We start from the raw sequence: 23,959 nt of genomic DNA on the forward strand, positions 1-23,959 counted from the left end.
TGCCGGCGGCAGACCTCCCTCGCCGCCCTTCGGGCCGAAGTTGCGCCTTGAAGCCCTTCGGCCCTTTCGTTTTCGCGCCACGCCATAGAGGGCCGCATCCATGAAGACCGCCGTTGTCGTCTTCCCCGGATCCAATTGCGATCGCGACGTCGCCGTCGCCGTCGAGAACATCACCGGCACCAAGCCGCACATGGTCTGGCACCGCGACACGGAGCTGCCCGAGGTCGACCTGGTCGTACTGCCCGGCGGCTTTTCCTACGGCGACTATCTCAGGGCCGGCGCCATGGCCGCCCATTCGCCGATCATGCGCACGGTCAAGGACAAGGCCGAGCGGGGCCTGCCGGTCTTGGGCATCTGCAACGGCTTCCAGGTGCTGACCGAGATGGGCCTGCTGCCCGGCGCGCTCATGAAGAACCGCGGCATCAAGTTCATCAATCGCTTCGTCCATACCCGGGTCGAGCAGAGCCAGACGATCTTCACCAACAAATATTCGGCCGGCACGGTGATCTCGATCCCGATCGCCCACTCGATCGGCAACTATTTCGCCGACGAGGCGACGCTCGACCGGCTGGAGACCCGTGGGCTCGTGGCCTTCCGCTATTGCGACGAGGCGGGCGAGCTCCGCGACGACGCCAATCCCAACGGCTCGGCGCGCAACATCGCCGGCATCTACAACGAAACGAAGACCGTGCTTGGCTACATGCCCCATCCGGAGCGCGCCTGCGATCCCTTGACCGGCGGCACCGACGGCCGCGGTATTTTCGAGAGCCTGCTCGGAGCCCTGTCGTGAGCCAGACCCCCGTGAGCGAAAAGATCACTCCCGAAGTCGTCGCCCAGCACGGACTGACCCCGGAAGAGTACCAGCGCTGCCTCAACATCATGGGGCGCGAGCCGAACCTGACGGAATTGGGCGTCTTCTCGATGATGTGGAGCGAGCACTGCTCCTACAAGTCGTCGAAGGTGCATCTGAAGACCCTGCCGACCACCGGTCCCAAGGTCATCTGCGGCCCGGGCGAGAATGCCGGCGTCATCGACATCGGCGACGGCCAGGCCGCCATCTTCAAGATGGAGAGCCACAACCACCCGTCGTTCATCGAGCCGTACCAGGGTGCGGCGACCGGCGTCGGCGGCATCCTGCGCGACGTCTTCACCATGGGGGCGAGGCCAGTCGCCAATCTGAACGCGCTCCGCTTCGGCAGCCCGGACCATCCGAAGACCCGGCATCTCGTGGCCGGAGTGGTTGCCGGCATCGGCGGCTATGGCAATTCGGTCGGCGTGCCGACGGTCGGCGGCGAGACCAATTTCCACGCCTCCTACAACGGCAACATCCTGGTCAACGCCATGACCGTGGGCTTGGCCGAGCAGGACAAGATCTTCTATTCGGCCGCCGCCGGCCCGGGCAATCCGGTGATCTACGTCGGCGCCAAGACCGGCCGCGACGGCATCCATGGCGCCACCATGGCATCGGCCGAGTTCAGCGAGGATTCGGAGGCGAAGCGCCCGACCGTGCAGGTCGGCGACCCGTTCACCGAGAAGCTGCTGATCGAAGCCTGCCTCGAGCTCATGGCCGGCGATGCCATCGTCGCGATCCAGGACATGGGGGCCGCGGGCCTGACCTCCTCCTCGGTCGAGATGGCCGGCAAGGGCGGACTCGGCATCGAGCTGCACATCGACCGGGTGCCGATGCGTGAGACCGGCATGACGCCCTATGAGGTCATGCTGTCGGAGAGCCAGGAGCGCATGCTGATGGTGCTGAAGCCCGGCCGCGAGGCCGAGGCGAAGCGCATTTTCGACAAGTGGGAGCTCGACTTCGCCGTGATCGGCAACGTCACGACGACGGGCCATCTCGTGCTCAGGATGCATGGCGAGACGGTCGCCGACCTGCCCCTGGAGCCGCTCTTTAGCCAGGCGCCAGAATATAACCGCCCGTGGGAGCCGACGCCGGCCCAGGCCGAGATCACGGCCCGGGACGTGGCGGCGCCCAAGGACCTGAGCGTCGCGCTCAAGACCTTGATCGGCTGCCCCGACGTCGCCAGCAAGCGCTGGATCTGGGAGCAGTACGACAGCTCGGTCATGGGCGACACGGTGCTGAAGTCGGGCGGCGACGCCTCGCTGGTGCGCGTCCATGGCCGGCGGAAGGGCCTGGCGCTCACGACCGACTGCACGCCGCGCTATGTCTTCGCCGATCCGGTCCGGGGCGGCGCCCAGGCGGTCGCCGAGAGCTGGCGCAACATCACGGCGGTGGGCGCCCTGCCGATCGCCATCACCGACAACATGAACTTCGGCAACCCGGAACGGCCGCGAATCATGGGCCAGTTCGTGGGCGCCATTCAGGGCATCCGCGAGGCCTGCCTGGCGCTGGAATATCCGGTCGTCTCGGGCAATGTCTCGCTCTACAACGAGACGAACGGCGAGGCGATCCTGCCGACCCCGGCGATCGGCGGCGTGGGATTGATCGACGACGTGGCGAAGGCGGTCGGCATCAAGCTCAACGCCGACGGCGAGAGCCTGGTGCTGATCGGCGCCACGGCGGGTCAGCTCGGAGCCTCGCTCTACCTGCGCGAGGTCGAGGGCCGCGAGGACGGCGCTCCGCCGCCGGTCGATCTCGCGGTCGAACGCCGCAACGGCGATTTCGTGCGCGGCCAGATCCTGGCCGGCAAGGTCACGGCCTGCCATGATCTCTCGGACGGCGGCCTCTTGGTGGCACTGGTCGAGATGGCCGCCGCCGGCAAGCGTGGCGCCCGGATCGACGCGGTGCCGGCCGACGTGCCGCTGCACGGCGCCTATTTCGGCGAGGACCAGGCGCGCTATCTCGTCTCGACGACGGACGCGGCGGCCCTCATCGACGCGGCCAAGGCCGCGGGCGTGCCGGCGCTCCGCCTGGGCGTCACCGGCGGCGACGCGATCGAGGCACCGGGCCTCGGCCGCGTGTCGCTCACCGAGCTCGTCAAGATCAATACCGAATGGCTGCCCGCCTATATGGCGGCGGAAGAGTAAGCAGAAGGATCGTCACCCATGGCCATGGAAGCCTCTCGTATCGCCGAATACATCAAGGCGGCCCTGCCCGACGCGGAGGTCGAGATCGACGACCTGCGCGGCGACGGCGACCACTATGCCGCGACCGTCCGGTCCGCGGCCTTCAAGGGCAAGAGCCGCGTCCAGCAGCATCAGATGGTCTATCAGGCGCTGCAGGGCCGCATGGGCACTGAGCTGCATGCATTGCAGCTTACTACTCACCCCCTCGACGCCTGAGACGGATCGTCCTACATATTGGATGACGGGCCTACCTCCGGCCTCGGAGCTTTACCCAAGGATCACGCCAGCATGAGCGACACCGCCGTTTTCGACCGTATCAAGGACGATATTTCGACCAATCCGGTCGTCCTCTACATGAAGGGCACGCCCGTTTTCCCGCAGTGCGGCTTTTCGGCCGGCGTGGTGCAGGTGCTGAGCCGCATGGGCGTCAAGTTCAAGGGCATCGACGTGCTGGCCGATCCGTCCATCCGCCAGGGCATCAAGGAATTCGCCCAGTGGCCGACGATCCCGCAGCTCTATGTGAAGGGCGAGTTCGTCGGCGGCGCCGACATCATACGCGAGATGTACCTGAACGGCGAACTCGCCGCCCTGCTGCGCGACAAGGGCATCGAGTTCAAGGAATAAGCCGGCCGCACTTTCCGGCCTTGAGGGCGGCTCTCCCTGACGGGAGGGGCCGCCCTCTGCATTTTTATGGGCCGGGGTCCAAGCGCTCATGAAGATCCGAGGCCTGAACATCGTCGATTCCGCCGAGGCGGCGCAAGTGCTGGCCCTGCAACGCCGCTCCTATCGGCTGGAGGCGGCGCTCATCGGCACGGACGACATCCCGCCGCTTCGTGAAAGCCTGACCAATCTCCAATCGTCCGGGGAGACCTTCTTCGGCGCCTTCGAGGGCGAGCGGCTGTGCGGTGCCATCGCCTACAAGGTGATCGGCGACACGCTCGACCTGCACCGCGTGATGGTGGATCCCCAGTTCCTGCGCCGCGGCATTGCGAGCGCCCTCATCGGCTTCGTCAAAGCCCTGGAGTTTCGAACCCTGCGCACCATCGTCTCGACCGGCAGCCGAAACGAGCCGGGGCGCCAGCTTTATGCCCGGCTGGGCTTCGTCGAGATCGGGGAGCGCGAGGTAGCACCGGGCCTGTTTGTCACCGCGTTCGAACGAACCAAAGCCGCAATCCCAACGAAGCCCTAGCGGCAGGCCTCACAAATCACCGACCCGTCACGCTGCGGTAAAACGCGACCGCTACCTTGGAAACGGTTCTTTAACCATAACCGCAACAAGGGAGCCTGCAATGCTACGTCGAGGATACCGGGAGTGGGTGGCCGCTGCCGCCACGCTTGCTACCATTTCGACGCACGTTGCCTATGCCGATCCCCTTCTGGGGTCCGGCACCGTCGACCGCGCGCTGGTCATCAGCATCGACGGCATGCACGCCGTGGACTTCGAGAACTGTTCCAAGGGTGTCGCCCCGATCGATGGCGGCACGCCCTATTGCCCGCATCTTGCGGGCTTGGCACAGCGCGCCGTCTTCTACGAGCAGGCGACGACGTCGAAGCCGTCCGACTCCTTTCCGGGCCTGACCGCCATCGTCACCGGCGGCTCGCCGCGCTCGACGGGTGCCTTCTACGACGTGAGCTACGACCGCTCGCTGTCGCCGCCGGCCAAGACGACGCCCTACGGCATCGTCGGCGGCGCCGATCTCTGCCCGAAGGTCGTAGGCACGCAAATCGGCTTCGACGAGGAGATCGACGTCGACCTGACGAAGATCGACGCCGGCGGCGGCATCGATCCGGGCTACCTGCCGCGCGATCCGAAGAACCATTGCGCGCCGGTCTATCCGCACAGCTTCATCCGCGTGAACACCATGTTCGAGGTGGTGAAGGCGAACGGCGGCTATACCGCCTGGTCCGACAAGCACCAGTCCTACGAGCTGGTAAAGGGCAAGAGCGGCCTCGGCGTCGATGATTTCTATGCGCCCGAGATCAACTCGATCCCGGTGGCACTGCCCCAGGTGACGCTCGCCGCCTGCAACCCGCTGCCCGACCAGACCAAGGTCTCGAGCAGCGACGCGTGGACCGACAGCTTCGCCAACATCCGCTGCTACGACAGCCTCAAGGTCCAGGCGATCCTGAACGAGATCAACGGCCGCCGGCATGACGGCACGGCGTCGGCGCCGGTGCCGAACGTGTTCGGCATGAATTTCCAGGCGGTGAGCGTCGGCCAGAAGCTGATCGAAAAGAGCATCGGCGTCACCGGCGGCTACACCGATCCCTATGGCGTGCCGACCCCGGCGCTGCTCGACGAGATCAAGTTCGTCGATCATTCGATCGGCCTCATGGTCGAGGCACTCCGGACGCGCGGCCTGCTCGACCGCACGCTCATCATCATCAGCGCCAAGCACGGCCAGTCGCCGACCGACCCGAAGCGGGTCCTGCGCATCCCGGCGGACAATTCGAGCCTGGCACCACCGTCGGCGATCCTGAGCCCGAACGGCGTCGGGCCGGGCTTCCCGGTCGTGCAGGCGCTTGAGGACGACGTCTCGCTCATTTGGCTCAGCGAGAACAACCTGACCCAGACCGCCGGCAACGTGGCGCTGCTCGAGGCGCATGCGAACCAGATCGGTGCCGCCGGCGGCCAGATCTACGCCGGTCCGACCTTGAACCTGTTCTTCAACGACCCGGCCAAGGATCCGCGCGTGCCCAACATCATCGTCACGCCCAACGTCGGCGTCGTCTACACCGGCGGCAAGAAGAAGCTGGCCGAGCACGGCGGCTTCGCCCATGACGACACCAACGTCATGCTGCTGGTCGCCCACCCGTCCCTGGCGCCGAACACGATCAGCACGCCGGTCGCGACGGCCCAGATCGCCCCGACCGTGCTGGCCGCCCTCGGCCTCAACCCGGGCGCGCTCGACGCGGTCCGGCTCGAAGGCACGCCGGTGCTGCCCGCCCTTCAGCACTGAGCCCGTTTTAAAGAACCTTTGGCGGCGGCCCTTCCCGGGCCGCCGCCTTTCGTTTCAGGCGGCACTCGCGCCCTTGCAGGGTTCCGCGACCCAGCGCTTGGTGTAGTCGAGCGCTTCGCCGGTCTCCAGATAGCTCTTGAGGCTTGAGAGAATCGCTGGCCAACCGTTCCGGACCGAATCCTCGACCTCACTGCCCTCGGCCCAGATCTCGTGCACCACCGTGAGGCGGACATTGGCCGGGCTCGCCTGTTCCAGCGTGAAGGTCACGCGTGTCGGCGGCGGCGGGGTCACGCCCGCGGCGGCATAGGTCCAGGTGATCGCGAGGTGCCGGGGCGGGTCGATCGCGAGCACCTCGCCTTGCACGCCGTCATAGCGGCCGTCGGCCATGCGGAAGCGCACCGGCGCGCCGAGGGTCCAGGCCGATTCGATCTCCCGCCCGGCCCAATATTCGCGACTGACCGCCCCTTGCGTCAGCGCTGCCCAGACGCGCTCGATCGGTGCGGCGATGTAGATCGCGTAGACGAAATCCGGCTTATTCATCTTGCCTCTCCTCCAAGCGTTGTTTGAGCCGCCCGAGTGCGGCCACGCTGTCGCGCTCGTATTTGCCGATCCAGCGTTCGTAGATCTCGTGGATCGGCACCGGGTTCAGGTAATGCAGCTTCTCCCGCCCACGCCGGACGGTCGTGACCAGCGCCGCCGCCTCAAGCAGCGCCAGATGCTTGGTCACCGCCTGGCGGCTCATGGCGAGGTCCTCGCACAATTCGCCCAAGGTCTGGCCATTGCGTTGGTGCAGCCGGTCCAGCAGCTGCCGGCGGCTGGCATCGGCCAGGGCCTTGAAGACTTGATCCATGCTCATTGGCCTCAACAATAGGCAACCATTTAGTTGCATGTCAAGACGCGCGCCAAGCTGGCTGGTTCGTGCTTGAATGCCGCCTCCTTCCCCCCAGCCCCTCCCCTTCGAAAAGATCCCCAATGCCCGACGCCGCCGACGCTCGCCTCAACCAGTTCCTGGACGACGCCTTCCGCGAGGAGCTGACGCTCATGCCCGAGGTCGCGACCATGTGGGGCCGGCCGGAGGGCAAGGCGCGCTGGGGCGACCAATCGGATGCCGGGCGCGAGGCGGAGTTCCGCCTGGCCGAACGGCTGCTGGGCGAGCTCGAGCGCGGCTTCCCGCTCGATGGCCTCAGCCCCGAAGGCCGGCTCAGTCACCGCCTGTTCTCCGAGCGTTGCCGCCAGCGCCTGGCGCTCGAGCCGCACCGCTGGCTGCTCTACCCGGTCACCCACATGCTGGGGCCGCACAGCCTGCTGCCGATGACCCTGGTGACGGCCCATCAGATTGCCACACCGGCCGATGCCGAGGCCTACGTGGCTCGGCTCGCCGGACTCGGCCCGGCGATCGACCAGCTGCTGAGCGCGGTCGAGGCGCGCCGGGCCAGGGGCATCGCGGCACCCGGCCTGACCTATCCCAAGATGATCGCCGCGGCACGGGCGCTCGTCACCGGCCAGCCGTTCGGGCCGGGCGGCACGAGCCCGCTCCTCGCCGACTTCACCGCCAAGCTCGATCGCCTCGCCCTGCCGGACGAGCGGCGGGCGGCGCTCGCTGCCGCGGCGACGGCGGCGCTGGGCCAGCACATGGGGCCGGCCTATCGCCGCTTCATCGCCGCGATTGAGCGGCTCGAGGCGGAGGTAGAGCCGGCTTACGGCCTCTGCCGGTTCCCCGGCGGGCGCGAAGCCTATGCCGCCCTGCTGCGCCGCGAGACCACGCTCGAGCTTTCCGCCGAGGCGGTGAGCGCGCTCGGCCGGCGCGAGCTCGCGCGCATCCATGAGGAGATGCACGCGATCATGACGCGCGTCGGGTTTGCGGGCGACCTCGCAGCGTTCATCGCCTGGATGCGCGAGGCGCCCGAGCTGCATCTCGAGAACGACGCCGCCGGCAAGGCCGCCTATCTTGCCCGCGCCCAGGCAACGGTCGATGCCATGCAGCGCCGCTTGTCCGACATCGTCGGCCGGCTGCCGAAGGCAGCGCTCGAGGTCACGCCGATGGTGGGATTCAATCAAGGCTCGGCAACGGCCGCCTTCTATACCCAGCCGGCCAGCGACGGCAGCCGGCCGGGCTATCTCGAGGTGAACCTCGTCGACGTGGCGCAGAACCCGATCTACCAGATCGAGGCGCTGATGCATCACGAGGGCGTGCCCGGCCACCATCTGCAGATCGCGATCGCCATGGAGCTCGACGGGCTGCCGCTGTTCCGCCGGCTCGACATCTGCAACGCCCACGCCGAGGGCTGGGCGCTCTATGCCGAGAAATTCCCGAAGGAACTGGGCTTCTACCAGGATCCCTACGCCGATTTCGGCCGGCTCTCTATGGAGGCCTGGCGTGCCGCGCGCCTGGTCGTCGACCCGGGCATCCACCACCAGGGCTGGAGCCGCGACGAGGCGATCCGCTTCATGACCGAGAATACGGCGGAATCGCCGCTCAACATCGCGATCGAGGTTGACCGCTATTTCGTCTTCCCCGGCCAGGCGACGTCCTATGCCGTGGGCCTGATCGAGATCCTGCGGCTCCGCGCCGAGGCCGAGGCGAAGCTCGGCCACCGGTTCGACCGGCGCCAATTCCACGACACGCTTTTGGGCCACGGCTCGGTGCCGCTGCCGATCCTCAGCGAACTGGTCGGAGACTGGGTCGCCGCGCGCGCCGCCTAGGTCGAAAATCCAATCAGCAGCGGCCGTCCACGGATGGTTTCGGCCAGGCGTTGGCCAACGCCGCTCCTCGATCTTGTGTGCATTGCCACACTTTAAAGGTAACTGGATGCGCTATCTTCTCGTCGCTCGTGTGGATCTTATCGTCCCGCGTCATGCGAGAGGAACTTCAACATGGTTCTTCCCATCGCAACCAAAGTGCTCGGTGCAGCTGGCCTGAAACGCGAAACACCCGGCAAGAAGCCTGATCAAAAAACGGCCGGGCTGTCGTACGAGCAACGCGTCGGCTGGCTTCGTCGCCTCGTCGCCCTTTCCACGCAGGACGGCCGAAGCCTCGCGTCGTGGAAAGCCGAAATCGAGGTGGCATTGAGTGGCGCCCCGATTTTCGCCGAGCTTCGAAAACAGGTCGAACGGCTGCCAAGTTCAGCAGACGGCACAACGACGACGCGCTCGCGACGGCGCACGAAGGCAACGGAGGAGGGAGACCAGACGGCGGCGCCTCCACCACCGCCACCGCCACCGCTCGACGAGAAGGAGATCGCGGCGAGGCTCCGAGAGACGATCGACACGGCCATCCGCATTGTTGAAGGAATGCCGGTTGCCCTGATCAGCGACGAATTTCGGGCGCAGGTGAATAGCGAGGTCAAAGACCTGTTCTACAAGGAGCTCCGCAGGGTGACGCCGTTCGTCGTCGTGCTCCTCGCCGGTGGGACCGTTTTCGGCGCTGTGCATTTCAGTGGGATTGTCGGGGAAGTCGATCAAGCATCGACGGCGGCTAAGCGCGAAATCGCGCTCGTGAAAGACGACGCGGCAAAGGCAGCGATCGAGGCACAGCGCATTGTCGACTCAATGCAGACCAACACTAAGGCCGCTCAAGAGGCGTTGGCCAAGCTGAACGAAAAGGTCGATGTTTCGGAACATCAGCTGGGCGAGCGCCTCGACAGGGTCAGCGCAAACATTTCGACAGCCGAGACGGGGACAACGGATCTTCAGAAGCAGGTGGCAGGGCAAAAGCAAGCGCTGGCAGACCTCAGCGCGCAACTGGCCAACGTCCAGACCGCCGCAACGAACGCGAGTAATGTCGCGAAAGAGCTCAACGACTTCGTCACGGCGGCGAACACAATTCACGCTCTCGGCGAGCCGGCGCGAGACGACCTGATCTCGCGGGCGCAAGTTTTCCTCCGTCAGTTCGATCTTCTGACCTGGGCGGCGTTTTCGGTCGCGGCCCTATCGCTCTTGGTGACGGGCTATGTGCTCGGGCGGAGCCGGAGAACCGGCATGAGACGGACCAACACCGCACCGCCCCTTTCGACGGTCACCTGAAACCATCACAATCAGCTTTTCACCCTAGTTCGCCCCAACCGACGACGGCACGACCAGCACTTTGTCGACGCGGTGGCCGTCCATGTCGACGACCTCGAAGCGCCAGCCGTCGACCGTGATGTGGTCGGCGACGCGCGGCACGCGCTTCATGCGCGCCATGAGGAAGCCGCCCAGCGTGTGGAAGTCGCCGGTATCCTCCTCCGGCAGCGCCTTCAAGCCCAGCGCGTCCTTGACGTCGTCGACCGGCGTCAGGCCCTCGATCAGCCAGGAGCCATCCGCGCGCTTGACGATGCCCTGTTCCGCCGTCTCGCCCTGCTCGGCAATATCGCCGACCAGCGCCTGCAAGATGTCGTGCAGGGTCACGATCCCGTCGAAATCGCCGTATTCATCGACGATGAGCGCCAGCGGCTCGCCCGTCTTGCGGAGCGTCTCCAGCAGCTTCAGGGCCGGTACCGTGTTCGGCACGTAGAGCGGCGGCCGAATGAGCGCGCGCAGGTCGACCTTCTCCCCGGCCAGCGCCACCGCCAGCAGATCCTTGACCTGCAGGATGCCGACGACATTGTCCGGGCCGCCTTCGACCACCGGGAAACGCGACAAGTCCGACGCCTTGATCTTCTCGAGATTGGCCTCGAGCCCGTCCTCGATGTCGATAAGCTCGACCTGGGTGCGCGGCGTCATGATCGCGTCGACGTGCCGGTCGCCGAGCCGGAGCGCCATCTGCACGATCGAGGATTCGGCCTCGTGGAATTCGCCGGCCGCCGCCCCTTCGCGCATCATCAGGTTGATTTCCTCCTCCGTCACCGGCGTGGAGGAGGGCTTCGAGATCGGAACCAGCTTGAGCACGAGATTGGTGGCACCGCTCAAGAACCATTCCGCTGGCGAAACGACGCGCATCACCAGCGTCATGAGCCGGGCAAGCCTCAGCGATATCGCTTCTGGATGGCTGATCGCGATGCGCTTCGGCACCAGCTCGCCGATCACGACGGTCAGGAACGAGATGCTGAGAACGATGATGCCGACGGCAAGCGGATGGGCGTAGTCGCCGATCCCCGGGATGTCTGCCAGCACGTCCGCGAGCGGGTTTACGAAAGTATCGCCGCCGATGGTCGAGACGCTGACGCCGATGAGCGTGATGCCGATCGAGACGGTTGAGAGAAAGCGCCCGGACTGGCTGAGCAGCGCCAGCGCTGCCTGCGCGCCCCGGTTGCCGTTGTTGGCGGCGGCCTGCAGGCGGGTGCGCCGGGCTCCGACGAGCGCCAGCTCCGCCATGGCGAAAACGCCATTGAGCACAACGAGGAAGAGGAGGAGCAGGATCTCGAGCAGCATGTCGGTCTGAGGGATCATAGCACGGGCGCCGCCGGATGGGCGATCGGCCTCAAGCCCTTCGCGCATAAAAGAAAAGCCGCCCCGGAGGGCGGCTTTCCCAAAATCGGTCGGACCGATCCCGGATCAGCGCGAGTAGAATTCGACGACCAGGTTCGGCTCCATCTGCACCGGATAGGGCACGTCGGCGAGCTTCGGCGCACGGACGAACTTGCCCTTGAGCGAGCCGGCATCGACCTCGTGATAGCCAGCGAAATCGCGCTCGCCCGAGGCGACCGCCTCCAGCACCAGCGCCATCTGCTTCGACTTGTTGCGCACCTCGATCGTGTCGCCGTCCTTCACCTGGTAGGACGCGATGTTGACGCGCTTGCCGTTGACGGTGACATGGCCGTGGTTGACGAACTGGCGGGCGGAAAACACGGTCGGCACGAACTTCATGCGGTAGACGACCGCGTCCAGACGGCGCTCCAGCAGCTCGATCAGGTTCTCGCCGGTGTCGCCGCGGCGGCGCACGGCCTCGTCATAGAGGCGGCGGAACTGGCGCTCGCCGATGTTGCCGTAATAGCCCTTGAGCTTCTGCTTGGCCATCAGCTGCGTGCCGTAGTCGGTCGGCTTCTTGCGGCGCTGACCATGCTGGCCCGGACCATATTCGCGGCGGTTGAGCGGGCTCTTGCCGCGGCCCCACAGGTTGACGCCGAGGCGGCGGTTGATCTTGTACTTGGATTCCTGACGCTTGCTCATGGCACTCTCGTTCGGGACCGCGTTTTCGGTCCCCTATTGTCCCGGTAGTCCCCCGTCAGACCTGCCCTCAGGCCACGGAGGCGGGCAGCCCCCGCAAAGGCGGGAACCCCACATTCCCGGGAATGGGAAGGCGCGGACTATACGGCGTCGCGGGCCCGTGTCAACCGCCCGCCCCGCTTTGCATGGCCGATGCGCATCCTAGCCGCAGCGCCCTCACCCCCGCCGCCTGAGCTGGACCAGCGCGGTGATGACGCCGTGCAGCGTCTTCACGTCCTGCTCGGTCATGTTGGCGCGGGTCAGCAGGTTGCGCAGGTTGCGGATCGTGTGGCCGCGCTTTTCCGGCGGGTGGAAGAAGCCGCCGGTGTCGAGCTCGGCTTCGAGATGGGCGAACAGGTGCACCAGATCGCCGTGGGTCGCCGGTGGCGAGATTGCCGGCACCGTCTCGGCCGGCATCGGCTCGGCCGTGCGTTTGCGCCATTCCCAGCCGATGAGCAGCACCGCCTGCGCCAGGTTGAGCGAGGTGAAGCCCGGGTTGAGCGGGAAGGTGACGGCCGCGTCGGCCAGCGCCACCTGGTCGTTGGTCAGGCCCGAACGCTCGCGCCCGAACAGCACGCCGCAGCGGCCGCCCTGCGCGGTCTCGGCGACCATGCGGTCGGCCGCAGCATCAGGCGACATTACCGGCTTCACCATGTCGCGGAGCCGCGCCGTCGTCGCGTAGACATGCTGGAGATCGGCGATCGCCGCCTCGGTCGTGTCGAACAGCCGCACACCGTCGATCACGATGTCGGCACCGGCGGCGGCCGCCCGTGCCGGCTCCGACGGCCAGCCGTCGCGCGGATTGACCAGGCGCAGGTCAGTGAGCCCGCAGTTCAGCATGGCCCGCGCCACGGCGCCGATGTTCTCGCCCAGCTGCGGCTCGCACAGGATGACGGCGAGGCCCCCAACCATGGGCTCAGCGCTCATAGGCTCAGATCTCCGCGCGGCGCCAGATCGTGCCGCCGGGCCCGTCCTCGAGCGAAATGCCGGCGTCGGTCAGTTCCTTGCGGATCCGGTCGGCCTCGGCGAAGTCACGGCGGGCCCGCGCCTCGATGCGGGCGGCAATCAACTGCTCGACCTCGGCATCATCGAGCCCGCCCGCTCCTTCCGGCCGCCACCGGAACCAGGCCTCGGGATCCTCGCCCAAGAAGCCCATGACCTCGCCGCTCGCAAGCAGCGCGCCCTTGGCCTCGGCCTTCGCCGTCAGGGTCTTCGCCTTGTTGAGCGCGGTCGCGAGCTCATGCAGCACGGCCTGGGCCTGCGGCGTATTGAGGTCGTCGGCGAGTGGTGCCATCACCGGCGGCTCGGCCGGATAGGCGGGCGTCACGTCGGCCACGGCGCGCAAGGCGCCGTAGAACCGGTCGAGCGCCCCCTTGGCCTCGCGCACCCGCTCATCGTTCCAATCGAACGGCTCGCGATACTGCGCCGACAGCATGGCATAGCGCAGCGCCTCGCCCGGGAAGCGCTTCAGCAAATCATGGACCGTCTCGATGTTGCCGAGCGACTTCGACATCTTCTCGCCGGCGAAGTCGAGGAAGGCATTGTGCATCCAGACGTTCACGAACGGCTTGCCGCCATGCGCGCACAGGCTCTGCGCCAGCTCGTTCTCATGGTGCGGGAAGATCAGGTCGACGCCGCCGCCATGGATGTCGAAGGTCTCGCCCAGATGCGCCTCCGACATGGCGGAGCATTCGATATGCCAGCCGGGCCGGCCGCGGCCCCAGGGGCTGTCCCAACCGGGCTCGCCGTCCTTGGACGGCTTCCACAGCACGAAGTCGGCCGGAGCCGCCTTGTAGGGCGCCACCTCGACCCGGGCGCCGGCGATCATGTCGTCGAGATTGCGGCCGGACAGGCTGCCGTAGGTCGGCAGGGAGGCGACGGAGAAGAGGACATGCCCCTCGGCAACATAGGCATGACTGCGCTCGACCAGCGTCTCGATCATGCGCACCATCTCGCCGATATGCTCGGTCGCGCGCGGCGTCAGCGTCGGCGGCAGGGCGCCGACCGCCGCCATGTCCAGGTCGTACTGGCGGCCGGTGCGCTCCGTCACCTCGCGGATCGTCTCGCCGCTCTTTGCCGCCGCCGCGATGATCTTGTCGTCGACGTCGGTGATGTTGCGGGCGTAGGTCACATGGTCCGCGCCATAGACCGTGCGCAACACGCGGAACAACAGGTCGAACACGATGACCGGCCGCGCGTTGCCGATATGGGCATAGGAATAAACCGTCGGTCCGCAGACATACATGCGAACGTTCGTCGGGTCGATCGGCCGGAAGGCTTCCTTGCGGCGGGTGGCGGTGTTGTGGAGCGTGAGCGGCACGGGCGCTTCTTTCTCGGGCGAAGACGGCTGATCCGAAGGGTTTATGCGGTGCTGAGGCCGCGCAAGTCCAGCGCTAGTCCGGACAGGCACACCCTCGCAAAACGCCGCCGGCGCTACGCCGCATGGCCTTCGAGCCGCTTCAAGGCCTTGTCCCGCCCGATGAGCGGCAGGAGCCGGGCCAGTTCCGGGCCGTGATCGAGGCCGGTGAGCGCAAGGCGCAGCGGCAGGAACAGGCTCCGCCCCTTGCGCCCGGTCTCGGCCTTGACCGCCTCGGTCCAGCGCGCCCAGCTGTCGCCGTCGAACGGGCCCGCCGGCAATAGGCCAGCCGCCGTCGCCATGAAATCCCTATCGTTCACGTCCGGCGTGATCTCGCCATGCACGACCTGCCACCAGACGCCCGCATCTGACAGACGCAGGAGATTGCCGCGCACGGCGTCCCAGAACGCGGCATCGGCGCCGGCCGGCAGCCGGTCGGCGACAGCCTCGAACGGCAGTGCATGCATCAGCTTGGCATTCAGATGCTCGAGCTCGACGATATCGAGTTTCGGCTGGCTGCGGCCGAACTTCGCGATGTCGAATTCGCCCACCAACTGGGTCTGATCGGTGCGGAGCTCGATCGGGTCCGACGTGCCGAGCTTGGCGAGCAGGCTCAGGATCGACATCGGCTCGATGCCGTCGTCGCGCAAGTTCTCGAGGCTGATGGCGCCGGCCCGCTTCGACAGCTTGCCGCCCTGCGCGTCGGCGATCAGCGAGAAATGGGCGAAGGTCGGCACCTTGCCGCCCAGAGCCTCGAACAGCTGGATCTGCACCGCCGTGTTGGCGACGTGATCCTCGCCGCGAATGATGTGCGTGATCTCGAACGCGATGTCGTCGACGACCGAGGAGAGCGTGTAGAGCGGCTGGCCGTCGGCCTTGATCAGTACCGGGTCGCTCATGCTGCCGGCTTGGATCTCGACCGGGCCGCGCACGAGATCGGTCCAGGCCGTCGTGCCGCGCTCGAGCTTGAAGCGCCAGGTCGGCTTCTCGCCGGCGGCAAGCTTGTCGGCGATCTCCTTCGGCGTCAGCTTCAAGGCCGCCCGGTCGTAGATCGGTGGCCGGCCGCGCGACAGCGCCAGCTTGCGCTTGAGCTCGAGCTCCTCCGGCGTCTCGAAGCACGGATAGAGCCGCCCCGACGCGCGCAGCTTGTCGGCCGCGGCGGCGTATTCCGCGAACCGGTCCGACTGGCGGACGAACAGATCCCAGGTGAGACCGAGCCATTTGAGATCGGTCTCGATCGCGACGGCATGTTCCGCCGTCGACCGCTCGAGGTCGGTATCGTCGATGCGCAGCATGAGCCGGCCACCGGATTTCCTGGCATAGAGCCAGTTGACGATGGCGGTTCGGACGTTGCCGAGATGCAGCCGGCCCGTCGGGCTCGGCGCGAAACGCAGAATGGGGGTCACTCAGCCGCCCTGAAACGAATTGGTGATCGGGTAGCGCCGATCCCGCCCGAAGGCGCGGCGCGTCGTCTTGACGCCCGGGGGCGCCTGGCGACGCTTGTACTCCGCCCGGTCCAGCATGCGCCAGACCCGCATGACCGTGTCCGGCGCATGGCCGCGCGCCGCGATCGCATCGGGCGTCATCTCGCGCTCGATCAGGCATTCCAGGATATCGTCCAGCACGTCGTAGGGCGGCAGCGTGTCCTGGTCCTTCTGGTTGGGCTTCAGTTCCGCGGTCGGCGGCTTGGTGATGATGCGCTCCGGCATGACCGGCCCGTCGGGGCCGAGTGCTCCCGCGGGCTTGTTCGCGTTGCGCCAGCGCGCGAGCGCGAACACGGTCGTCTTGTAGATGTCCTTCAGCACCGCATAGCCACCGCACATGTCGCCGTAGAGCGTCGCATATCCGACCGACATCTCGGATTTGTTGCCGGTCGACAGCACCATCCAGCCGAACTTGTTCGAGAGCGCCATGAGCGTGATGCCCCGGGCGCGGGACTGCAGGTTCTCCTCGGTGATGTCGCTGTCGCGCCCGGCAAAGGCCGGTGCCAGCATCTCCCCGAACGCCTCGACCGCCGGCGCGATGGCGACCGAGCGATAATCGACGCCCAGGAGCTTGGCCGCAGCCTCGGCGTCCTCGAGACTGTCGGACGAGGTGTAGTGGTAAGGCAGCATCACGCAATGCACCTTGTCGGGCCCGAGCGCGTCGGCCGCAACCGCCGCCGACAGCGCCGAATCGATGCCCCCCGACATGCCGAGCACGACGCCCGGGAAGCGGTTCTTGGTCACGTAGTCACGCAGGCCCAGCACCATCGCCTGATAGGTGGCGGCCAACCCCTCCTCCGGCGGTACCATCAGGCCAGGCTCGATTACCCAGCGCTCGTCGTCGTCGAGCCGCCAGTCGGTCGGCACAACCGCCTCTTGCCACGAAGGCGCCTGGAGCATGAGGCGGCACTCGCGGTCGAGCGCGAAGGAGGCACCGTCGAACACCAGCTCGTCCTGGCCGCAGATCTGGTTGACGTAGAGCAGTGCGAGCCCGCTCTCCTTGACGCGCTGGACCGCGAGCTGCACGCGCTCGTCCTGCTTGTCCGCCTCGAACGGCGAGCCGTTCATGACGATCAGCATCTGCGCGCCGGATTCCTCGAGTGTCTCGGTCACGTCCGGCGTCCACATGTCCTCGCAGATCATGACGCCAAGGCGCACGCCGCGAAACGCGATCGGCCCCGGCGGCGAGCCGGCGGCGAACACGCGCTTCTCGTCGAACACGCCGTAGTTCGGCAGGTCGTGCTTGAAGCGGACGGTCCTGAGCTCGCCGCGATCGAGCAGCAGGGCGGCATTATAAACTCGCCCCTCATGCCGCCAGGGAGCACCCACCAGCAACGCCGGCCCGCCGGACGCGGTCTCCTGCTTGAGGGCGTCGACCGCCTGCTCGATCGCGTCGAGGAAGGCCGGCTTCAGCACCAGGTCCTCGGTCGGGTAGCCGGCCAGGAACAGCTCGGGTGAGACGACGAGGTCTGCCCCCTGGTCGCGCGCGGTCGCGAGTGCGCCCTTGAGCTTCGCGGCGTTGCCGGCGATGTCGCCGACCGTCGGGTTGAGCTGCGCCAGGGAGATCTTAAGACGATCGGTACTCGGCACGGGATCAGGGCCTCTCATGGATGCGCGCGAACATTGCCGCCGCCTTCCGGAAACCTAGAAACCGGGCCGATCCATGTCAACGCAGCCACCGTTTCCGTGCGGAGGAGACCAGCGGTCTCCGCATGGATGACATCCGGGCGCCCCCGGCGCAGGATCGCAGACCGCGCGCGCCGGGCGCGCTACTATCGCGCCTTTCCCGTGCCTTGGAGGGGGCCTCATGCCGGTCAACCATCGCATCACACTCGCCGAGCGCCCGGTCAACCGACCGGTGCAGCCGACGGATTTCCGCCTGGAGGAGGCGCCGATCCCGGTGCCCGCGACGGGCGAGGTCCTGTTGCGCACGCTCTATCTGTCGCTCGATCCCTACATGCGCGGCCGCATGAGCGAGGCCAAGTCCTACGCCCAGCCGGTGCAGATCGGCGAGGTCATGATCGGCGAGACGGTGAGCGAGGTCGTGGCATCCAACGACCCGACCTTCGTGCCGGGCGACACGGTCCTCGGCCGTACCGGCTGGCAGGAATACGCGGCGCTGCCGGCCAAGGGGCTGATCAAGGTCGACGGCAAGGCCGCCCCCCTCTCCTACTATCTGGGCGTGCTCGGCATGCCGGGCATGACCGGCTATTTCGCGCTGCTCGACATCGGCCAGCCAAAGCCCGGCGAGACCGTGCTGGTGAGCGCCGCCGCAGGCGCTGTCGGCCAGGTCGTGGGGCAGATCGCGAAGCTCAAGGGCTGCCGCGTGATCGGCATCGCCGGCGGCGCCGACAAATGCGCCTATGTGACGAAGGATCTGGGCTTCGACGCGGCGATCGATTATCGCGGCAAGGACGCGACGGCGCTTTCGGCCGAGATCGCAGCCCTCGCGCCCAATGGCGTCGACGTCTATTTCGACAATGTCGGCGGCGCCATCCACGACGCGGCCATGATGAACGTGGCGCTCCGGGCCCGGATCATCATCTGCGGCGCGGTCGCGATCTACGACAAGCTCGAAACCCAGGACACAGGTGCCCGCTGGATGCGCACGATCCTCGCCAAGCGCGCGCGGATGGAAGGGTTCCTCGTGTTCGACTATGATCCGCGCCGGGCCGAGTTCCTGGCCGACATGAGCGCCTGGCTGCGCGGTGGCCTCGTCCACTATCGCGAGGATGTGACGGAGGGGCTGGCCCGCGCACCTGAAGCCTTCATCGGCATGCTCGCGGGCAAGAATCTCGGCAAGCAGTTGATCCATGTCGCGGATCCGTCCGGCTCATGAAGTTTGGCCCTATGAAATTCACGCACCTTCTGGCTGTCGCCCTGGCCCTTCTGCCATTGGCCCCATCGGCACGAGCAGGCGATAGACAGGGGCCGCTCACGGTCTATTCGACCCGGCATCAGGCCGAGGACGCCACGGTCTTCGAGGCTTTCACCAAGGCGACCGGCATCCCGGTCGACGTGGTCGACGAGGACTTCGACCCGCTGTTCGAGCGGCTGACCAAGGAGGGAGCCAACACCTCGGCCGACCTCATCCTGTCGGTCGGCGCCGCCACGCTCGCGCGCTGCGCCGATGCGGGCCTCTTGCAGCCGATCACGTCTGCGGCGGCGCTTCAGGCCGTGCCGGCAGCCCTGCGCGACAAGGACGCACGCTGGGTCGGCCTCGCCTACTGGGCGCGCGTGATCGCCTACCAGAAGGATCGGTTCGCGGCATCCGATCTCGCCAATTACGAGGATCTGACGAACGAGAAATTCCGGGGCCAGATTCTGGTCCGCTCGGCGACGAGCCCCTATAATGAGGCGCTCGTCGCGTCGATGATCGCGAGCTTGGGCGGGAGTGCGACCGAGGCATGGGCCAAGGGGTTGGTCGCCAATCTGGCGCGTCCGCCGCAGGGCGGCGACACGAACCAACTGCAGGCCATGGCCGACGGCGAAGGCTCGGTCTCGATCGTCAACACGCGCTACTGGGCCCGTTTCGCGGCGTCAGACAAGGTCACGGAGCAAGAAGTCGTGAGCAACGTCGGGATCGTCTTTCCCAATCAGGCGAACCGCGGCACTGTGATCGACATCGTCGGTGCCGGTATCTCGCGCTGGGCGGCTCATCCCCGCTCGGCCGCGAAGCTGCTGGAATTCCTGCTGCAGCCGGACACGCAGAAACTGTTCGCCGCCGCCAATTTTGAATATCCGGTCGTGGCCGGCGTCGACGCGGCGCCGGTGCTGGCCGGGCTCGGGCGCTTCAAGATCGATGCCTCGGCGGTAGGCGAGCTCGGCAAGCTCACGCCTGCGGCCGAGGCGGCGATGGCCGCGGCCGGCTGGGAATAGCCGGCGGGGTTAGCCCAAGGAAGTCTCGCGGGTATCGTCGCAAAGCACCTTGTCTTCGGAACCGGGAGCAGACGACATGAGCCAGTCGGACGAGGATGACGCGCCGCTTTGCCAAGGTCCCGACCCGTGGCCTCGGCCGCCGAGTTTCGCGATGCCGCCCGGCGCCACTGACTGCCACGCCCATGTGATCGGCCCGTTCCAGCTGTTCGAGCTGCAGGACGACCGCAGCTACACGCCGCCCGAGGCGCCGCTCGCCGCCTATCGTAACCTGCTCGACACGCTGGGGCTGGAGCGCGGCGTCGTCGTGCAGCCGAGCGTGTTCGGCACCGACAATGCCTGCACGCTCGATGCGCTCGCCAAGCACCGCAATCGCCTGCGCGGCATCGCCGTCATCGACCCGAGCATCACGGACAACGCGCTCGCCCGGATGGCCGGCAACGGTATCCGCGGCGTCCGGCTCAACATGCTGTTCCGCGGCGGCGTCTCGATGGATTACCTGGAAGATCTCGCGAGGCGGATCGAGCGCTTCGGCTGGCATATCCAGCTGCTGCTCGACTGCCGCACGCTCCCTGCCCTCGCCCCCCGGCTCGCCCGCTTGCCGGTCGACATCGTGATCGACCACATGGGTCACATACCGACCTCGGCGGGCGTCGACCATCCGGGCTTCAAGCAGCTGCTGCGGCTCGTGCGCGAGGGGCGGACCTGGGTCAAGCTCAGCGGCGCCAACCGCATCTCGGTCGAAGGCCCGCCCTATCGCGACACGATCCCCTTCGCGCAGGCACTGCTCGACGCCGACCCGACGCGGCTCGTCTGGGGCTCCGACTGGCCCCATGTCGCGATCGACGGCCCCATGGCGAACGACGGGGAGCTGCTCGACCTGCTCCAGACCTGGGTGCCGGACGAACGGCAGCGGCATCTGGTGCTGGTCGAGAACCCTGCCCGCCTCTACGGCTTCGGCGACTGAACTTAGAAGTGATAGGTGACGCCGGTCATGACCGTCGCCTGGTTCTTCGACCGCACGATCGGGCTGTCGGCCGCGTCGCCGACCAGCACGTCGTCCGCGAGTCGCGTCATGAGCTGCCAATGGTCGTCGAGCGCGTAGCTCACGGTAGTTGCAGCGCCGACGCTCTCGACGCCGCCGCTCGGGTTATAGAGACGCTTGCCGGAGCGCGCCGACTGCAGCGCATCGACGCCGAAATAAGTCCGCTCGCGCCGGTTGTCGGCGAGCGTGAGTTCCGGCCCGAACGAGACCCTGAGACGTGCTGTCGGGCGCCAGGCATAGGTGCCGGAGACGGTCGCCTCGAAGCCGTCCCGGTTCTGGATGACCGATTCGCGCGGGGCGAGCGCGAAGGAGAACGGCCCGGTCTCATATTTGAGCACGACCCCGGCCGTCAGCGCCGCCTGGATCGTGCCCAGCCCCTTCAAGTTGCTGTCGGTCGATTCCTTGCGGCCGCGGTCGTAGCCGATGGTCGGCGTCACCGAGAAGCCATCCGCCCGGAAGACAGTTACGCCCAGGCCTTCGATGCCGAGGCTGACGATGTCGCGGTAGCTGGCGCTGAAAAAGGGAAGAGGTTCGATCCGGCTGCGGTCGGCACCCTCGTAGTGCGGGATCACCCCGACGCCGCCGCCCAAGGTCAGGTTCCAGACCCGCCCATGGCCACCGGTCGGGGCCTCGTCGTCCTCCGCCCGCGCCGCCGGGGACAGCACGACGAGGCATCCCGCCATGGCCACGCCCCACCGACCGATTGCTCCGTTCCTGCCGATTCGCATACTCCAACCCTCCTTCGCTGTTCGAGGGCGGGTCTTTAAGCGAGTGGCGTGTGCCGATGATGTCGGAAGTGCCTGGAAACCTGACGAAAGATGAGGCTTTGTAACGAACTATTGCGGGTTGCCGGATAGCAAACTTACGACGCAAATTTATGGTCGGCGTGGTTGGTCGGCTCCCTATAATCGTCCCATGAACCGCACTCCCCACATTATGGTCGTGGACGACGACGAGCAGATCTGCTCGCTTCTGTCCAAGTTCCTCGCCCGCTACGACTATCGCGTCACCACGGCACGCGACGGCAGGCAGATGTTCCGGACGCTCGAGGTGAGCGCCATCGATCTCATCATTCTCGACCTGATGCTGCCGGGCGACGACGGCTTCGACCTCTGCCGCAAGATCCGCGCGAACTCCGCCGTGCCGATCATCATGCTGACCGCGATGCGCGAGGATACCGACCGCATCATCGGGCTCGAGCTCGGCGCCGACGACTACCTGGGCAAGCCGTTCAACACGCGCGAGCTCCTGGCGCGGGTCAAGGCCGTGCTTCGCCGCAGCACGCTGCGCCAGCGCCCGACCGAGGAGATCTCGTCGGGCATGCTGGAGTTCGACGGCTGGAAAGTCGATCTCGCCAAGCGCGAGCTGCGCAATCCGGAGGGCGCGCTCGTGCAGCTGACCGGTGGCGAATTCGATCTCCTGGTCGCGTTCGCCGACCATGCCGGCCGGGTGCTGACGCGCGACCAGCTGCTCGACATCGCGCGCGGGCGGGCGACCGACGTGTTCGACCGGTCGATCGACGTGCAGGTGAGCCGGCTCCGGCGCAAGATCGAGGCGGATCCGAAGGAGCCGACCCTGATCAAGACGGTGCGCAGCGGCGGCTACATCTTCTCCACCACCGTGACGCGGCACTGAAATGCTGCGACCACGGCTGTTCTGTGACTCGCTGGCGCTCCGGCTGGCGCTCACGGCTCTTGCGACGATCCTCGTCGCTTCCTTGATCGGTGCGTCCATCACGCTGCTCAACAGCAACCTCGCCCGACCGCCGTTGGAGCACTCGGGGTTGCTGAACGAGGCCGCGGTCGGCCTGCGCCTGCTCGATGCCGCGCCGCCAGCCGGGCGCCCGGCGCTGGCCGAAGCCGCCAGCACCAGCGATCATTTCTTGCGTTGGTTCCCGACCCTGCCGGAGGCCTCGGCCGCCACGATAGTCCCGCAGGGTGATGACGGTCCGATCGAGGAATTGCGCCACCTGCTGCATGACCCGACACGCGACATTCGCGTCTTCAAGCCCAAGGACCTGCCGCCCGACTCGCCCCTGATGTTCCATCACGGCGAGCGCCTGACCTGGGCCCGCAGCGGCGCCATCCGCCTCACCGACGGCAGCTGGGTGGTCTTCACCGTCGCCCAGCCCAGCTGGGGCCTCTCGCGCTGGGAGCGCCGCATCATTGGCATCCTGATCGTCGTGCTCTCGATCACGCTGGTGACGCTCGTTTCGACCCGCCTGCTCGCCCGGCCGATCGAGCTGTTCACGACCGCCGCCGAACGGTTCGGCCGCGATCCCAAGGCAGCACCCATCGCCGAGATGGGCCCGACCGAGCTGCGTCGGGCCGCCCGCGCCTTCAACGGCATGCAGGCGAGCGTGCAGCGCTTCATCGAGGATCGCACCCAGATGGTGGCCGCGATCTCGCACGACCTGCGCACGCCCATCACCCGCCTTCGGCTCAGGGCCGAGTTCGTCGAGGACGAGGAGCAGCGCGACCGCATGCTGGGCGACCTTGACCAGATGGCCGAGATGATCGAGGCCACGCTCGCCTTCGCGCGCGACGATGCGGCGAACGAGCCCATGACCCCGATCGACCTGCCGAGCCTTCTGGAAAGCATGGTCGACGAGGCGGTCGACGCCGGCCACGAGGCGAGCTACGCGGGCCCCAGCCGGCGCATCATCCAGGGCCGGCCGGTGGCGCTCCGGCGCGCATTCGGCAACCTGGTCGACAATGCGATCAAATACGGCGAAGCGGTCGAAATCGCGTTTGCAGACACGGCCGAGGGCTGCCGGATCGCCATCGCCGACCACGGGCCCGGCATCGCGGCTACCGACCGGGAAAAGGTATTCCAGCCGTTCGTCCGTCTCGAGGCCTCGCGCAACCGCGACACCGGCGGCACCGGCCTCGGCCTGTCGATCGCCCGCTCGATCATCCGCGGCCACGGCGGCGAGATCGCCCTCACCAACCGCCCCGAAGGCGGCCTGCAGGTGCTGGTCAGCCTGCCGGGGTAGGGAGTTTCAAGCCCTCGCCCACGCGAGTGGGAGAGGGTGTTTCAGCCGAACGGCCCTCACTCTCCCGCTCACGCGGGCGAGGGA

The 23,959-nt window shown here is 67.1% G+C and carries 22 protein-coding genes; 13 read left to right on the top strand and 9 right to left on the bottom strand.

Annotated features, from left to right (window positions below; genetic code table 11):
* Positions 1–100: 100 nt before the first annotated feature.
* From purQ to IEY58_RS23220, 6 genes are all read left to right on the top strand, one after another.
* On the top strand, positions 101–790 hold the full coding sequence (gene purQ, locus IEY58_RS23195; RefSeq protein ID WP_189050248.1) for a phosphoribosylformylglycinamidine synthase subunit PurQ: 690 nt from the start codon (positions 101–103) through the stop codon (positions 788–790).
* Positions 787–2,997, top strand: coding sequence for a phosphoribosylformylglycinamidine synthase subunit PurL (gene purL, locus IEY58_RS23200; protein WP_189050250.1), 2,211 nt, complete (start codon positions 787–789; stop codon positions 2,995–2,997). The genes purQ and purL overlap by 4 nt, the downstream gene beginning before the upstream one ends.
* A gap of 18 nt (positions 2,998–3,015) precedes the next feature.
* Positions 3,016–3,252, top strand: coding sequence for a BolA/IbaG family iron-sulfur metabolism protein (locus IEY58_RS23205; RefSeq protein WP_189050252.1), 237 nt, complete (start codon positions 3,016–3,018; stop codon positions 3,250–3,252).
* Positions 3,253–3,324: 72 nt separating this feature from the next.
* Positions 3,325–3,660: a Grx4 family monothiol glutaredoxin gene (gene grxD / locus IEY58_RS23210; protein WP_189050254.1), complete on the top strand. Its 336-nt coding sequence runs from the start codon at positions 3,325–3,327 to the stop codon at positions 3,658–3,660.
* An 88-nt stretch (positions 3,661–3,748) separates the two neighbouring features.
* The gene (locus IEY58_RS23215) at positions 3,749–4,225 is read left to right on the top strand and encodes a GNAT family N-acetyltransferase (RefSeq protein ID WP_189050256.1); all 477 of its coding nucleotides are present in this window, start codon (positions 3,749–3,751) and stop codon (positions 4,223–4,225) included.
* Between the two features lie 100 nt (positions 4,226–4,325).
* Positions 4,326–5,996, top strand: a complete 1,671-nt coding sequence (locus tag IEY58_RS23220; protein ID WP_189050258.1) for an alkaline phosphatase family protein — start codon at positions 4,326–4,328, stop codon at positions 5,994–5,996.
* Positions 5,997–6,050: 54 nt separating this feature from the next.
* Here the strand turns inward: IEY58_RS23220 and IEY58_RS23225 are convergent, their stop codons facing one another.
* Both IEY58_RS23225 and IEY58_RS23230 read right to left on the bottom strand, forming a co-directional pair.
* The gene (locus IEY58_RS23225) at positions 6,051–6,536 is read right to left on the bottom strand and encodes an SRPBCC family protein (RefSeq protein WP_189050260.1); all 486 of its coding nucleotides are present in this window, start codon (positions 6,534–6,536) and stop codon (positions 6,051–6,053) included.
* Positions 6,529–6,846, bottom strand: coding sequence for an ArsR/SmtB family transcription factor (locus IEY58_RS23230; RefSeq protein WP_189050262.1), 318 nt, complete (start codon positions 6,844–6,846; stop codon positions 6,529–6,531). Before IEY58_RS23230 ends, IEY58_RS23225 begins: the two co-directional genes overlap by 8 nt.
* A gap of 122 nt (positions 6,847–6,968) precedes the next feature.
* On the opposite strand from IEY58_RS23230, the gene IEY58_RS23235 reads away from it, so the two are divergent.
* On the top strand, positions 6,969–8,699 hold the full coding sequence (locus tag IEY58_RS23235) for a DUF885 domain-containing protein (protein WP_189050264.1): 1,731 nt from the start codon (positions 6,969–6,971) through the stop codon (positions 8,697–8,699).
* Positions 8,700–8,870: 171 nt separating this feature from the next.
* Positions 8,871–10,019, top strand: a complete 1,149-nt coding sequence (locus tag IEY58_RS23240; protein WP_189050266.1) for a hypothetical protein — start codon at positions 8,871–8,873, stop codon at positions 10,017–10,019.
* A 24-nt stretch (positions 10,020–10,043) separates the two neighbouring features.
* On the opposite strand, the gene IEY58_RS23245 is transcribed toward IEY58_RS23240, so the two are convergent.
* From IEY58_RS23245 to IEY58_RS23270, 6 genes are all read right to left on the bottom strand, one after another.
* A complete protein-coding gene (locus IEY58_RS23245) occupies positions 10,044–11,363 on the bottom strand; it encodes a hemolysin family protein (RefSeq protein WP_189050268.1) in 1,320 nt (439 codons plus the stop codon).
* 105 nt (positions 11,364–11,468) lie between these two features.
* Positions 11,469–12,083, bottom strand: a complete 615-nt coding sequence (rpsD, locus tag IEY58_RS23250; protein WP_189050270.1) for a 30S ribosomal protein S4 — start codon at positions 12,081–12,083, stop codon at positions 11,469–11,471.
* A 213-nt stretch (positions 12,084–12,296) separates the two neighbouring features.
* Positions 12,297–13,046, bottom strand: a complete 750-nt coding sequence (locus IEY58_RS23255; protein ID WP_189050271.1) for an RNA methyltransferase — start codon at positions 13,044–13,046, stop codon at positions 12,297–12,299.
* 4 nt (positions 13,047–13,050) lie between these two features.
* Positions 13,051–14,439 carry a cysteine--tRNA ligase gene (gene cysS / locus IEY58_RS23260; protein WP_189050272.1) on the bottom strand — a complete coding sequence of 463 codons (1,389 nt, stop codon included), beginning with the start codon at positions 14,437–14,439 and terminating at the stop codon, positions 13,051–13,053.
* Between the two features lie 113 nt (positions 14,440–14,552).
* Positions 14,553–15,881, bottom strand: coding sequence for a glutamate--tRNA ligase (gene gltX / locus IEY58_RS23265; RefSeq protein WP_189050273.1), 1,329 nt, complete (start codon positions 15,879–15,881; stop codon positions 14,553–14,555).
* Positions 15,882–17,549: an NAD+ synthase gene (locus tag IEY58_RS23270; protein WP_229743903.1), complete on the bottom strand. Its 1,668-nt coding sequence runs from the start codon at positions 17,547–17,549 to the stop codon at positions 15,882–15,884. It abuts the gene before it with no gap.
* A gap of 217 nt (positions 17,550–17,766) precedes the next feature.
* Here IEY58_RS23270 and IEY58_RS23275 point away from each other — a divergent pair, with 217 nt between their 5' ends.
* From IEY58_RS23275 to IEY58_RS23285, 3 genes are all read left to right on the top strand, one after another.
* On the top strand, positions 17,767–18,798 hold the full coding sequence (locus tag IEY58_RS23275; RefSeq protein WP_189050275.1) for an NADP-dependent oxidoreductase: 1,032 nt from the start codon (positions 17,767–17,769) through the stop codon (positions 18,796–18,798).
* An 11-nt stretch (positions 18,799–18,809) separates the two neighbouring features.
* A complete protein-coding gene (locus IEY58_RS23280) occupies positions 18,810–19,838 on the top strand; it encodes an extracellular solute-binding protein (protein WP_189050276.1) in 1,029 nt (342 codons plus the stop codon).
* A 76-nt stretch (positions 19,839–19,914) separates the two neighbouring features.
* Positions 19,915–20,802, top strand: a complete 888-nt coding sequence (locus IEY58_RS23285; RefSeq protein ID WP_189050278.1) for an amidohydrolase family protein — start codon at positions 19,915–19,917, stop codon at positions 20,800–20,802.
* Between the two features lie 2 nt (positions 20,803–20,804).
* Here the strand turns inward: IEY58_RS23285 and IEY58_RS23290 are convergent, their stop codons facing one another.
* Positions 20,805–21,563 carry a MipA/OmpV family protein gene (locus IEY58_RS23290; RefSeq protein ID WP_189050279.1) on the bottom strand — a complete coding sequence of 253 codons (759 nt, stop codon included), beginning with the start codon at positions 21,561–21,563 and terminating at the stop codon, positions 20,805–20,807.
* A gap of 232 nt (positions 21,564–21,795) precedes the next feature.
* On the opposite strand from IEY58_RS23290, the gene IEY58_RS23295 reads away from it, so the two are divergent.
* Positions 21,796–22,515 carry a response regulator gene (locus IEY58_RS23295; protein ID WP_189050281.1) on the top strand — a complete coding sequence of 240 codons (720 nt, stop codon included), beginning with the start codon at positions 21,796–21,798 and terminating at the stop codon, positions 22,513–22,515.
* A 1-nt stretch (position 22,516) separates the two neighbouring features.
* A complete protein-coding gene (locus IEY58_RS23300) occupies positions 22,517–23,875 on the top strand; it encodes an ATP-binding protein (RefSeq protein WP_189050283.1) in 1,359 nt (452 codons plus the stop codon).
* The last annotated feature ends 84 nt before the right edge of the window (positions 23,876–23,959 follow it).

It is taken from the genome of Aliidongia dinghuensis, assembly GCF_014643535.1.
Lineage (GTDB): Bacteria > Pseudomonadota > Alphaproteobacteria > ATCC43930 > CGMCC-115725 > Aliidongia > Aliidongia dinghuensis.